We start from the raw sequence: 12,826 nt of genomic DNA, 5'->3' as shown, positions 1-12,826 counted from the left end.
TTTTAATGTGTTAACCTTTTCAAAATCAGGGCTCAGGCTTCACAAGGCTGTTTATCTGTATAAAAAAAGCACGGTACGAATTGCGAAATAAAATTCCTTCACTAGTTTTGCACCACCAATTCGCCTCCGTAGCTCAGCTGGTAGAGCAACTGACTTGTAATCAGTAGGTCGCTGGTTCGATCCCGGCCGGGGGCTCTTAGGTATTTAAACCCACTGTAAATCAAGTATTTACAGTGGGTTTTTGTTTGTGCGCCAATCGGTGTTGCTTTTTAAGCTCTTTCCTGTTGCTTGCTCAGCGGTATCCTCAAGCAGCAGGAAGCGCCCGGAAATAGGCTTCTGCTTGCGCGTATCCTTTCCGAAGCATGGCTTGCATAGCTGCTGGTTGGAACGTCAACCCGCCTGGGCCACCTTCGTCTAACCTAGCTTGAGGTCGGATGTCGTGAATCTTAGTGACTGCGGTGTGCGCGAAAGGATTGCTAGGCTGCGCTAATGCCTGCTCCACGATGGTTGGTGCTACGCCACGTGCCAGGAGCGTATGACGAACAGCCTGTAGATACTGATTGCCCTGCTCATAGAGCTCAGCCAAGCGGTAGTCGTTGGCGCCTACGTCTTCACTGAACAAATCAACGGTGCGCTCTAGGACCTGAATGGCTTTTGTCTTCTGGGTACTATCAGCTGGTGTCTGCTGAGGATTAAGTGTAATAGCAATGATCGTTTCCGCCCCGTGATCTACGGCCGCCTGCAGGGGGGTAGCTTCCCGTACCCCGCCATCCACGTACTGACGGATGGGTACGGCGCCCGGCCGCACCTCTACAGGCTGCATAAAAACGGGTTGGCAACAAGAAGCTAGCATGGCCCGACGTAAATCCGTTACATTTTGGATCTGCTCCACATCATAATGCGTAGTGCTAGCTACAGGCTGCGTACTCCAGTAAACCAAGCGTTCGGTCTGCAAGCAGACCGTAGCCAAGAACACCGGAATAGTTCGTAAGCGCTCGTAATGCGCTTGCGTCAGCAGCGTGTCAATTTGCTTTTTTAAGGGTGTCGCATCGTGCACGGATATGCCGGTCACTAGATTGGCAATACCTCCTAGCTTAACCAAATCGTCTTGCTTGAGTGTGGTATACAGCCGTTCAAGCAGCGCTAGCTCACCACAAGCCGCTAAGGGAGCGATGAGCGAACCCGTGCTGGTGCCGCAGTAAAGCGCGAACGATTCCAGCGGCTGTACGTGCTGCTGAATATATTGGAGTGCCCCCACAGCGAAGGCTCCTTTTGAACCCCCACCACTAATCACTAAAGCTGTTTTGGCCATAACGCATTTACAAAGTCTGGGGCGGTGATTTATAGAATAGATTGTACGTTAAGGCGAGTTGACCATAGATAGTAGGTGTGCGCACGTCCCGGTGGAGCTTCAGCACAATTCCTAAGAGGTTGCTGGTTTCTAGGCCGACACCCGCACCTACTAACTGCCGCCAATGTTCGGTGGGCGTATAAACTAGAGGTAAATACTCCGCTAGGATATGCAAATGAAAGGAGCTAGCAAGCAGAACTGGGGGGCCTTGGAACACTTTCAACGTCAGCCGGCTGCCAGCTAGCCCACCGAGTTGGTAGCCTGGATGGAATGCACCGACCGGGACGCCCACCCGCAGCCGTCCGGGCACGAGCGTCCACTGCGGAACGAACTGCGCAGTCGCTAGGTAACGTTCGGGGCCTCCTCGCGGTCGATTAAAACCTTGCCCTACTTCAACCATCAGAGCCGTTCCTCTCGGTATATCTTGCCCGATAACGCGAGTGGTAAGTATGCTCAAAAATCCAAGTAGAAGTACGTATCGCATGCTGGTAGGCATTCGGTTTATGGGTTAAACGAGAGCAGTACAAACGCACGGTAGGATCGATGGTTTCCTCAAGGTTGGCCGTATAAAAATGATCTAGGCTTGCCGTTGGTTTGCTCAGGAGGTAAAGTATACGTAAGTGGTAATAGCCTGTAGGGCCAGGCCAAGCTGCATTTGTGGCGTCTTTTAGCTTGAGACTATGAAAAAACTATTCTTTGTTATGGGTTGCCTGCTGGTGCTGAGTAGCCCACCAGTACTGGCGCAAGCTCCACAAGAGCCGGCGGCTATCACTGTACATGTGCAGGAGTACGGAATCCGGCTGTATATTACCACGGCGAGTGGAGGTGTGGTATCAGAGCCCCAAATGCTAATGACCGAAAAAAAGCAGTCGTTTGCCCAACTGGTGGCGCAGGAGTATCAAAAGCTGCTCAGCGCCTACACGCAACGCGGCTACGTGCTGCAAGGCATCATTCCCGGTAAGCAGGATGGTAACGAGAGCAACAGTACCCTGCTCTTTGTCAAGCCACTGAAGCCCTAGCCTTCCAACGATTTGCTATTGATTGGCCTCAATATAGGAGAGGATGTGTAATAAACAACTGACAGCTAGATAGCTAAGCCTTACAAACAGATGAATGTCGTTGAGTAAAATATCATGGGCTATTTCTTTTGTCTTCAAATGCTGAAGCAGAATTAAAACACCTGGCCCACTGCATTATGCTCGAAGTTCAACGACTTCATTTGCAGAATAATTAAGCTGTTTCAGGACGAGGCACGGGCTGAGCGGGTGTAATAACTTAATGTTTTGGTAAACGCCAGCATGGCAAGCAGCCGCGCGTGGTGCGCTTCATTTGTGGACTCGTACGAAGAGACCAGATGATGAGCGCAACCTGCTGGGAAGCCATCCGCAACGATTCCGAGCAGGCCTACAAGGAGCTGTTCGCGGCTTATTGGCAACCTAGCTTCACGGCCGCTTACCGCCTCTTGCGCGACCGAGACGCCGCCGAAGATATCGTGCAGGAAGTGTTTGCCGCCCTCTGGACGCGGCGCAAAACCCTGCTCGTGCACAACCCCGAAGCATTTATCCGGCAGATGGTCAAGAACCAGGTATTCACCGTGTTGTCGCGACGGAAGCTGTCGGAGCACAATGTGGAGGTGCTGGAAAACTGCCTGTTCGACCACTCGCCGGAGGAAAGCTACATGCAGCAGGAAACCTTGGCGGAGCTGGAAAGTGCCGTGGCCGCGCTGCCCGCCAAGTGCCGGGAAGTGTTTGAACTGCGTCGCTTCGACGGGCTGAGCGCCAGCAGCATTGCCGAGCAATTAAACATTTCCATTCGCACCGTCGAAAACCACCTCTACCATGCGCTGAATCTGCTGAAAAAGCAGCTGTACAGCGTTATGATTTTATTATTTATCGACGGTCTTTTTTAACGAATCCATAATGGGTTGCGACTAAGTAGAAACGCCGGGTGCGGATACTTAGAGACGAAGCAACCCCTATGAATCGACAACAGTATTGGCGGCGGCAATTCGCCCGCTACGTGCAAGGCTGGGCTGGCGCCCAGGAGCAGGAAGTGCTCAACCGCTTCTTCGAGCAGCAGGCCGCCGACTCCGCCGGCGTCTGGAGCGAGCTAGGGGAAGAGCCTGCGCACGTGCAAGCCCGCATCCGGACCGCCCTCGACCAACGACTCGCGGCGGAGAAACCTGCCAAGCGTTGGCAGCCGCTTTTGAAGCTAGCTGCCGCCGTAGCGCTACTGGCTGGGGCAACGGTGTGGTTTAGCCAGCGGCGTCCGGCAGCGTCTGGAGAGCTGGCCCAACAAGTAATCAGCGCCGCCAAGGGGCAGCGCAAGCGCATCGTGCTGCCCGACGGCACGCGCATTCTGCTCAACAGTGACAGTCGGTTGCGCTGGCAGCCCACCGCCTACAAGGGGCGGCAGCGCGTGGTGTACCTGGAAGGGGAGGCCTTTTTCGACGTGTACCACGACGAGCGGCGGCCTTTCCGCGTGGTTACGCCGCGCCTGACCACGCGGGTGCTCGGCACCTCATTCAACGTGAACACCCACGACCGGCACTACGCCGTGGCGGTGGCCACCGGGGCGGTGCGCGTGACGGCCCGTCGCTCACACAAGCCGCTGCTCCTACGGGCCCGCGAGCAAGCTAGGTTAGATGTGACTACCAACCAACTGCAACCCGCCCAGCAGTCCGCCACCGACGCCTACGCCTGGGTGAACCACGTGCTCGTGTTCGACAACTCGCCCGTCAGCCAAGTGGCCGCCCGCTTGGAGCGCTGGTATAACGTGCCCATTCACTACGACGCGGCCCTGGGCGGCCAGCACATTCGGGCGCGCTACGAGCGTGAATCGCTGCCGCACGTGCTTCAGAGCCTAGCCTTCAGCCTCGGCTGCACCTGCGCACAGGCGCCCGATGGTTCCTGGCGGCTGCGCTCCACTTCTTCTCGCACCCTCTAACGCACAATACCTTATGCAAAACCAACTACCCAAAAAACGCAGTGGCCGCAGGCGCCAATTGGCCGGGGCGGTGCTGGCACTCAGCTGCGCTGGTCAGGCTCAGGCCCAGGAAGCTAGCGCGCTCAACCTAGCTTTTAATAACGCGAAGTTGCCGCAGGTTTTTCAGGCCATTGAAGCCAAATCTGGCTACCATTTCGCCTACGCCGAAGCCCTCACGCGCCTGCCCGGCACCTACTCCCTGAACGTGCAAAACGCCAACATCGACGGCGTGTTGGCCGACTTGGAGGCCCAAGGCAACGTGAAGTTCCGGCGCGACCACCAGACCATTTCGGTGCAGGTGCGCCCCGAGGTGAAGAAGCCCGCCAAAGTGGCTGAGCGCCCTATCAACGGCAAGGTAAAGGACAAAAGCGGCCAGTCGCTTCCGGGCGTAACAGTGATTTTGAAAGGCACCAACAACGGCACCGTGACCGATACGGAAGGCAACTTCCAACTGACGGTGACCGAGCCGGAGCAGGCCGTGCTGGTGTTTTCCTTCGTGGGCTACGAAACCCGGGAGCTGCGCGTGGCTGACCAAGCTAGCTTCGACATCACCTTGAGCGACGCTGCCCAGGGCCTGGATGAAGTGGTGGTAATCGGCTACGGCACGGCCAAGCGCGAGAACATCACGACGGCCGTGAGCACGCTGCCCAACCCCGAGAAGATTGCCCAGCGCCCCATTTCCAACGTGCAGGACATGCTGCAAGGCAACGTGGCCGGCGTGACGGTGCTGCAAAACGGCGGCGACCCATCGGCCACGGCGCGCGTCGTGATTCGGGGGGCGGGCACGCTCAACAGCGAATCGCCCTTGTATGTGGTGGACGGCATGCCGTACTACGGCGGCCCCTTGAACCCCAACGACATAGCGAGCATCACGGTGCTGAAAGATGCGGCGGCAGCCGCCATCTACGGGGCCCAAGCCGCTTCGGGCGTTATTGTCGTGACGACCAAGAGCGGCAAGTCGGGCACGCCCCGCGTGACCATCGACACGTACCAAGGGTGGCAGACGGCTTACAAGCTGCCGCACGCCCTGAACGCCGCCGAGCAAGCTGCCGCCTACAACCAAGCCGCCGACAACGCCGGCGTTGGTCGCCCCGCCGCCCACGATGCCACCAAGAACCCGTGGGGCCAAGTGACGCGCACCGATTGGATGGACGAAATCTTCCGCACGGGCAGCATTTATAACCTGAACGCCACCGTGAGCGGCGGCAACGACCGGGGCCGCTTCCTGACTTCGTTCGGCTACCACAACCGCGAAGGCCTGCTGCTCAATACCAACCTGAAGCGCTACACGCTGCGCCTGAAGTCGGACTACGACATCAGCCCCAAGATTACGGTGGGCCAGAACGTGTACATCAACCAAACCAACGCCCGCGGCACCAACACCAGCAACAGCTACTCGGGTAGCATCATCAACGCCATTTACATGCCCTCGGCGGCGCCCGTGCGCAACCCCGACGGGACGTTTGGCGGCGTGACGCCGATGGCTCCGGCGCCGGAGTTTCAATTTGCCGGCGCCTACGGCGACGTCTACAACCCGGTGGCTTTGCTGAAGCGCCCCACGGTGAGCAGCCCGCTGCTTAACCTCAATGGCATTGGCTACGTGGAATATAACCCACTGGCTAACCTGAAGTTCCGTAGCAGCTTCAGCCTCGACTTGCAGCGCGAATCCTACAAGCGTTTCGATCCGCGCATTCCGGAGCCGGGCCGCGCCAACACCATGAACTACCTGACCCAGAACCAGACCGACCGCAACCGCTGGATTTGGGACAACCAGGTGAGTTACCAGAAAAGCCTCGGCAAGCACTTTTTCGACCTCACGGCCGTGTACTCGGCCCAACGCACCAACTACGAGTACTACTCGGTGCAGGCCCAGAACTTTGACCGCGAAGACGACTGGTACCAATACATCGGCAACGCTAAGGAGTTTGTGCAGCGCCCCGGCAGCGACGTGTGGCAGGATGCCCTTACCTCGGCTATCGGCCGCCTCACCTACAGCTACGCCGACCGCTACTTCCTGACGGCTAGTTTGCGCCGCGACCAAACCTCGCGTTTGTCGCGCTTCAACTCCGACTACTTCCCGGCCGTATCGGGTGCCTGGAAAATCTCTTCGGAGCCTTTCTTCAACCTAAAAGGCGTGCAGACGCTGAAGCTGCGCGGCTCGTGGGGACAGATCGGCAACATCCAGTCAGTGGCCTACTACGCCTACAACGTGCCGCTCGTGACGGGGCAATCGTACCTAGGCAGCACGCCAGCCTACAGCACCGGCTACTACATCAACAAGCAGTCGAATCCCGATTTGAAGTGGGAGCGTTCGGAGACCTTCGACGCCGGGCTCGACCTAGGTTTGCTGGACAACCGCCTCACCATCACGGCTGATTACTTCCAGAAGTACACCCGCGGACTGATCTTGGCCGTGGCGCCGAACACCAGCGCTGGGGTAGGCGAAGGCGCTACCTCCAACGTGGGCACCGTGCTGAACAAGGGCTTTGAGCTAGGTGTCGGCTACAACGACCAAGTGGGCGACTTGCGCTACCAAGTGAACGGCAACGTTGCCACGCTGAAAAACCGCGTGGAAGACCTCGATGGCTACGGCAGCGACTTTATTCAGCACACGGATAACGTGCGCACCCAGCTGTATCCATATCGCTCGGCGCCGGGGCAGCCGCTGTACGCGTATTACCTGATTCCGAACGAAGGATTGTTCCGCTCGGCGCAGGAAGTGGCGGCTTATACCAACGGCGAAGGCAAGCTAATTCAGCCCAATGCCAAGCCCGGCGACCTGAAGTTCCGCGACGTGAACGGCGACGGCAAAATCGACGACAACGACCGGGTGTATAGGGGCAACGCCATGCCCAAGCTCACCTACGGCCTCACCCTCGGTGGGCAGTGGAAAGGCTTCGATATAAGCATGTTTTGGCAGGGCGTGAGTGGCGTGAAGCTTTTCAACGGCTACAAGTTCTCGACCTACAACGCCGGCCTGCAAGGCTACAACCTCGATAGTCGCGTGCTCGGCACCTGGACGCCCGAAAACCCGAACGCCGACATTCCGCGCCTCTCCACGGCCGACGCAAACCAGAACTTCAGCCGCGTATCGGACTGGTACTTGGAAAACGGCTCCTACCTGCGCCTGAAAAACCTGACCATCGGCTACACGCTGCCCCCTAGCTTCACCGACCGCGTGCGTACCGGCACCAGCCTGCGCTTCTACGCCACCGTGGAGAACCTAGCCACCTTCACCAAGTACTCCGGCCTCGACCCCGAAGTAGGCGGCATCGGCCTCGACGTGGGCTCTTACCCCTTGCCCCGCACCTTTACCGTCGGCCTCAACCTAGGTTTATAATCATTTAACAGTTGTTCTAGCAAGAGCGCCTCACCCCCCGGCCCCCTCTCCGAAAAGGAGAGGGGGAGCCGAACGATTGGTTCTCACTCCTAATCTAGCCTCTAGTCTAGTAAACAAAACACAATGCGCCACCGTGGCTCCCCCTCTCCTTTTCGGAGAGGGGGCCGGGGGGTGAGGCGGCCACCAGAACGATTCTAAAACCGAAAACCCATGAAATCGAAATACACCACCTTGCTGCTGGCGGCTTGGCTGCTCGGCTCGGCTACTAGCTGCCAAGACGACTTCACCGACTTGGAGCCCCAGGGCACCATCACGAATGCCAACTTCTGGAAGTCGGATGCCGACGCGCTGGCGGCTTCCAACGGCCTGTACACCTACATGAAGGACGACGATATGTTTGGGCGCGGCTTTTTCTGGCTCATTAACGCCTCCGACGACATGGTGACGGGGCGCGTGCGCGCCACGGCCGCCAACGTGCGCAACTTCACCGCCACCGGCAACGAGGGCGACACCAACAAGATGTACGGCTACTCGTACCGCGTTATTCGGCGCTGCAACGAAATTCTGAAGAACGTGCCGGCCATGAACATCAGCGAGAGCCTCAAAAACCGGGTGCTGGGCGAAGCCTATTTCATGCGGGCTTTCACGTACTTCCACATTGCCACCCGCTACGGCGACCAGCGCGCCGGCGTGCCCATCGTGACGGTGGCCAACATGGACCAGAACATCTTTCCCCGCCCCGCCAGCGTGGTTGAGAATTACCAGCTGATGGAGGAGGATTTCAAGAAAGCCGCCGAACTGCTGCCCCTCGTCACGACCTACGCCCCCGCCGACCTAGGTCGGGCGCACAAAGACGCGGCCCTGGCGTATCTCACCAAAACCTACGCCTTCTGGGCGCAATACGACAAGAGTAAGTGGGCCGAAGCTGAGAAAGCCGCCGATGCCGTAGCTAGCTCCGGCTCGGGGCGGGCGCTTCTCAACACTGGCAACGCGCAGCAGGACTTCCACAGCGTGTTCACCATCCCGAACAACTGGTCGACGGAGTACATCTGGTCGGTGGTGTCGGGCAAGCAGGATGGCAGCATTCTGCCCGGCGTGCTGCTCGAAAACAAGGGTTGGGGCCTTTACAACGGTTGGGGCTACTTCCAACCCACCCTGGATCTATACGAGGAGTATGAGGCCAATGACCCGCGCCGCAAAGCCACCATCCTCACCTTCGGCGACGAGTTTCAGTACCTAGGGGCCACCAAGCGCTATTCGTCGACTAACTCGCTCACGGGCTTCCAGTTCAGCAAATACATGCAGCCCTACGAAACGCCCGTCACCGACCACCTGAACGCCAACGGCGACAAGCCCACCACCGACCTGAACGTGCCACTCATGCGCTACGCCGAGGTGCTGCTGCTGAAGGCCGAAGCCCAGATTATGCAGGGCAAAAACGGTGACGCGGCCCTGAACGCCGTGCGCCGCCGGGCGGGCCTAGCCCCCAAAACCGGCGCCACCCTCGCCGACCTCAAGCATGAGCGTCGCGTGGAGCTAGCCGGTGAGTTTGCTGACCGCCACGCCGACCTCGTCCGTTGGGGCGATGCCCAAGCTACCTACGCCAAGCCCCAGCGCGGCCGCGACTACGCCGACAAATCCAACCCCAGCTCGACCTTTAAAGTGGTGGAAGTGTGGCCCGCCCGCACCTTCAACCCCGCCATTCACCACGTGTGGCCCATCCCGCCCACTGACCTAGCCAACTCCAAAATCGCCCAAAACCAAGGGTGGTAGGTACCAGAACGATGTAGAGACGCAATACTTTGCGTCTCCCGTTGAACGACTGGCATCAGAATAATTCGATTCTGAATCACGCAAGGTAAACAACGTCAGCAACGAGGAGACGCAAAGTATTGCGTTTCTACATCGTTCAAACTTCATTACGCTTATGACCAAAACCATCCGCGCCACCCTCGCTATTCTGCTGCTGAGCGCCGCCAGCACCCAGGCCCAAACAACCGTCACCCTAGCGCCGCCCTTGGAGCAAGGCCACTCCCACAATGACTACTGGCGCCCGCACCCGCTCACTGACGCCTTGCAGCTAGGTTTTAAAAGCGTGGAAGCGGATGTGTTCTTAGTAGATACCACCTTGCAAGTTGGCCACGACCGAGCCTCGTTGCGGCCCGAGAAGACGCTGCAAGCTATGTATCTGGAGCCCATGCGCCAGGTGTTGCGCGCTAAGAAGACGTTGTACACCAAGCCCGCGGAACTGTGGCTGTACATCGATTTTAAGAACGACGGCCCAGGCACTTACGCCCAGCTGCAACGCGTGCTGGCTCGCTACCAGGCTATTCTTTCCACGCCCAAACAGCCGCGGCAAGGCGGCGTGAAGGTGATTTTGAGCGGTGGCTACCCGCGCCAGGAAGTGCTAGCCGATGCGCAGCGCCTCGTGTACCTTGATGGGTCGTTGCAGGACTTGCAAGCGGGCGCTAGCTCCAAGCAATTCCCGGCGGTGAACGGCGACTGGCAACAGTCTTTCAAATGGAACGGCGAAGGCCCGATACCCGCCGCCGAAGCCGCTCGCCTGCGCCAGTGGAACGACCTAGCCTTGCGCAACGGCCAGAAGATTCGCTTCTGGAACTTACCCGCCAAGAACCCCGCTCACCTGCAAGCCATATGGCGCGAATTGCTGCGCTACCCCGCCGTGCTGGTGGGCGCCGATGAGCTAGCCGAGCTAAAGAAAACCATTGATACCCATGCAAAAAGCTAACCTAGCCCTGGGCTTGCTGCTCGGCGGCTTATGGGCTTGTTCGTCACCTAGGTCGGCCGCGCCCTCCCGGAGCGCCGTCATTGAGGCCATCAAGCACACGCCCGATCCTAGCCCCGCCGCGCCCGTACCCTTGTACAAGACAGAATACCAAGCGCCCACTGCCTACCAAGTGCCGCCCTTGGCGCCGTATAGCGGGCCCAAGAAGCCGCTCAAGAACATCATCCTGATGATCGGGGATGGGATGGGGCCGACGCAGGTAACGGGCGGGCTCATTGCCAATCAAGGCAAGCTGTTTATGCAGCAGGCCCAGGCCACGGGCTTTTCTATCACCCACAACCAGTACGGCAAAATCACCGATTCGGCGGCCAGCGCCACGGCCATGGCGACGGGGCACAAAACTTACAACGGCGCCATCGGCATGGATTCGCTGGGGCACCAGTTTCGCTCCATCATGTGGGATGCGCGGGAGCATGGCAAATCCACGGGCCTCGTGGTAGCTTGTGAGCTGCCCGACGCCACGCCCGCCTGTTTTGCCGTGACGCACCCCGACCGCAACCAGCCCGAAGCCATTGCCGCCAAGTACCTCGACGCACCCATCGACTTTATGTACGCCGGCGGCCTCAAGTTCTTCGCCCAGCGCCAAGACCACGTGAACCTGCTGAAGCAGTGGGAAGCAAAAGGCTACCAAGTAGTTACTTCGCCAGCGGCCGTACCCTCCATTACTAGCCCGAAAGCCGTGGCCCTGCTCGCCGACACCGGTCCGCCCGCCATAGCCGAGCGCACAGCCGCCTACATGAACCTAGGCGTCGATAAGGCCCTGGAGGTGCTGAGCAAAAACAAGCAGGGCTTCTTCCTGATGATTGAAGGCTCACAGATCGACGACGCCGGCCACTTCAACAACACGACCCAAAACGTGCAAGAAGTCCTCGACTTCGACCAACAAGTAGGGAAGGCCTTCCGGTTTGCGGCCGCCAACGGCGAAACCCTCGTCATCGTAACGGCCGACCACGAAACCGGCGGCTACAGCATCATTGATGGGGGTATTCCAGAGAAGAAAGTAGTGGCCAAGTTCGCCACCAATAAGCATTCGGCCGTGATGGTGCCGGTATTTGCCTATGGTAACAGCAGCGAATTATTTACCGGTATGTATGAAAATACCGATATCTATTATCGAATAAAGAAAGCGCTTGGCTGGCCAGAGCAAAAAACGCAGTAATAATAAGTTGGTTGTTATACTTATAGTAGACAGCAACACAAAATACTTTATAGTTTGATAACAACAATTACGTTGTACAAATAATCACTACCTAGATATTTGCGCAAATCTATTATCACCATCATACCTTAAACTATTTTGTATGCGCGTAACTTTTAACCCCTTGATGGCGCTTGCTTGCGCGGGCGTTTTGTTATTTTCCTCCTGTGAAAAGCAGGATGGTATGCAGCCAGAAAATTCAGTCCTAGGTAGCGCAGACAGTACGCACGATGCCGTGGCGTATAGCCTGACCAACTGGATGAGCTCCGTCAGCTCGACGGTGTCGTTGTCGCAGCTCAGCATCCCGGGCACCCACGATTCGGGGGCGCTGTATGAGCCGGTTTCGGGTACGGCTAAGTGCCAAAACCTGACCATCGCCCAGCAGCTCAACGCGGGCGTGCGCTTCCTGGATGTGCGCTGCCGCCACATCGACAACGGCTTTGCCATTCACCACGGCGCCATCTACCAAAACCTGAACTTCGCTGATGTGCGCAACGCTTGCTTGGCGTTCCTGAATGCCAACCCCACGGAGTGTATCATCATGTCAATCAAGGAGGAACACACGCCCAGCAACAACACCCGCACCTTCGAGCAGACGCTGGACACGTACCTGCGCGAAAACCCCGATAAGTGGTACCTAGGTGCCTCGGTGCCGGCCCTGAGCCAGGTGCGCGGCAAGATTGTGCTGCTCCGTCGCTTCAGCGCGGCCGCTACGCCCAAGGGCATCGACGCCACCGCCTGGCTCGACAACACCACCTTCGACATCAACACGGCCGCGGCCACGCTGCGCGTGCAGGACCAGTACAAAGTGTCGGACAACGCGGCGAAGTGGACGGCCATGACCCAGCTGTTCAGCGCCGCCAAGGCCGCCGCCCCCGGCCGCCTGTACATTAACTACGCCAGCGGCTACAAGCCGGGCCTATTCGGCATCCCAAATATTAACACGGTTGCCAACGATATTAATTCGCGGCTTTCTACCTTCTTCGGCGCGCAAACGACTGGTCATTATGGCATCGTGCCGATGGATTTTGCTGATGCTAATCGCAGTAATTTAATTGTGAAAACAAATTATTAGCGCAAGTATCATTTTAAATTATTACCTATTTACTTAAGAGTTAAGCAATAGGATAACTTAGGCGTAACCAA

The 12,826-nt window shown here is 57.9% G+C and carries 10 protein-coding genes and 1 tRNA gene; 9 read left to right on the top strand and 2 right to left on the bottom strand.

Annotated elements, in window-relative coordinates; translation table 11 throughout:
* Positions 1–122: 122 nt before the first annotated feature.
* Positions 123–195: transfer RNA gene (locus tag BXP70_RS08795), tRNA-Thr, on the top strand.
* A 109-nt stretch (positions 196–304) separates the two neighbouring features.
* Here the strand turns inward: BXP70_RS08795 and BXP70_RS08790 are convergent.
* Positions 305–1,312 (bottom strand): patatin-like phospholipase family protein, encoded by a 1,008-nt coding sequence (locus tag BXP70_RS08790; RefSeq protein ID WP_086593656.1) that lies wholly within the window; start codon positions 1,310–1,312, stop codon positions 305–307.
* A gap of 7 nt (positions 1,313–1,319) precedes the next feature.
* Complete coding sequence (locus BXP70_RS08785) at positions 1,320–1,808, bottom strand: hypothetical protein (RefSeq protein ID WP_143436428.1); 489 nt, start codon at positions 1,806–1,808, stop codon at positions 1,320–1,322.
* Between the two features lie 223 nt (positions 1,809–2,031).
* Here BXP70_RS08785 and BXP70_RS08780 point away from each other — a divergent pair, with 223 nt between their 5' ends.
* From BXP70_RS08780 to BXP70_RS08745, 8 genes are all read left to right on the top strand, one after another.
* Entirely contained in the window at positions 2,032–2,370 is a 339-nt protein-coding gene (locus BXP70_RS08780) for a hypothetical protein (protein WP_086593654.1), read from the top strand.
* 335 nt (positions 2,371–2,705) lie between these two features.
* A complete protein-coding gene (locus tag BXP70_RS08775) occupies positions 2,706–3,260 on the top strand; it encodes an RNA polymerase sigma factor (protein WP_086593653.1) in 555 nt (184 codons plus the stop codon).
* Positions 3,261–3,328: 68 nt separating this feature from the next.
* Entirely contained in the window at positions 3,329–4,297 is a 969-nt protein-coding gene (locus BXP70_RS08770; RefSeq protein ID WP_086593652.1) for a FecR family protein, read from the top strand.
* A 13-nt stretch (positions 4,298–4,310) separates the two neighbouring features.
* Positions 4,311–7,676: a SusC/RagA family TonB-linked outer membrane protein gene (locus BXP70_RS08765; RefSeq protein ID WP_086593651.1), complete on the top strand. Its 3,366-nt coding sequence runs from the start codon at positions 4,311–4,313 to the stop codon at positions 7,674–7,676.
* A gap of 210 nt (positions 7,677–7,886) precedes the next feature.
* The gene (locus BXP70_RS08760; protein ID WP_086593650.1) at positions 7,887–9,449 is read left to right on the top strand and encodes a RagB/SusD family nutrient uptake outer membrane protein; all 1,563 of its coding nucleotides are present in this window, start codon (positions 7,887–7,889) and stop codon (positions 9,447–9,449) included.
* 154 nt (positions 9,450–9,603) lie between these two features.
* On the top strand, positions 9,604–10,425 hold the full coding sequence (locus BXP70_RS08755; protein WP_086593649.1) for a PI-PLC domain-containing protein: 822 nt from the start codon (positions 9,604–9,606) through the stop codon (positions 10,423–10,425).
* A complete protein-coding gene (locus BXP70_RS08750) occupies positions 10,412–11,641 on the top strand; it encodes an alkaline phosphatase (protein ID WP_086593648.1) in 1,230 nt (409 codons plus the stop codon). The genes BXP70_RS08755 and BXP70_RS08750 overlap by 14 nt, the downstream gene beginning before the upstream one ends.
* A 142-nt stretch (positions 11,642–11,783) precedes the next feature.
* Positions 11,784–12,755 carry a phosphatidylinositol-specific phospholipase C gene (locus BXP70_RS08745; RefSeq protein ID WP_179197631.1) on the top strand — a complete coding sequence of 324 codons (972 nt, stop codon included), beginning with the start codon at positions 11,784–11,786 and terminating at the stop codon, positions 12,753–12,755.
* The last annotated feature ends 71 nt before the right edge of the window (positions 12,756–12,826 follow it).

It is taken from the genome of Hymenobacter crusticola (genome assembly GCF_002154225.1).
GTDB lineage: Bacteria > Bacteroidota > Bacteroidia > Cytophagales > Hymenobacteraceae > Hymenobacter > Hymenobacter crusticola.
The sequence above is the reverse complement of the archived record's forward strand: the minus strand, read 5'-3'. Positions and strand labels throughout refer to the sequence as shown.

Coding starts and splice junctions, on each gene's coding strand:
- BXP70_RS08755 (WP_086593649.1), top strand. CDS start 9,604: ATGACCAAAACCATCCGCGCCACCCTCGCTATTCTGCTGCTGAGCGCC.
- BXP70_RS08745 (WP_179197631.1), top strand. CDS start 11,784: ATGCGCGTAACTTTTAACCCCTTGATGGCGCTTGCTTGCGCGGGCGTT.
- BXP70_RS08790 (WP_086593656.1), bottom strand. CDS start 1,312: ATGGCCAAAACAGCTTTAGTGATTAGTGGTGGGGGTTCAAAAGGAGCC.
- BXP70_RS08775 (WP_086593653.1), top strand. CDS start 2,706: ATGATGAGCGCAACCTGCTGGGAAGCCATCCGCAACGATTCCGAGCAG.
- BXP70_RS08780 (WP_086593654.1), top strand. CDS start 2,032: ATGAAAAAACTATTCTTTGTTATGGGTTGCCTGCTGGTGCTGAGTAGC.
- BXP70_RS08770 (WP_086593652.1), top strand. CDS start 3,329: ATGAATCGACAACAGTATTGGCGGCGGCAATTCGCCCGCTACGTGCAA.
- BXP70_RS08750 (WP_086593648.1), top strand. CDS start 10,412: ATGCAAAAAGCTAACCTAGCCCTGGGCTTGCTGCTCGGCGGCTTATGG.
- BXP70_RS08765 (WP_086593651.1), top strand. CDS start 4,311: ATGCAAAACCAACTACCCAAAAAACGCAGTGGCCGCAGGCGCCAATTG.
- BXP70_RS08760 (WP_086593650.1), top strand. CDS start 7,887: ATGAAATCGAAATACACCACCTTGCTGCTGGCGGCTTGGCTGCTCGGC.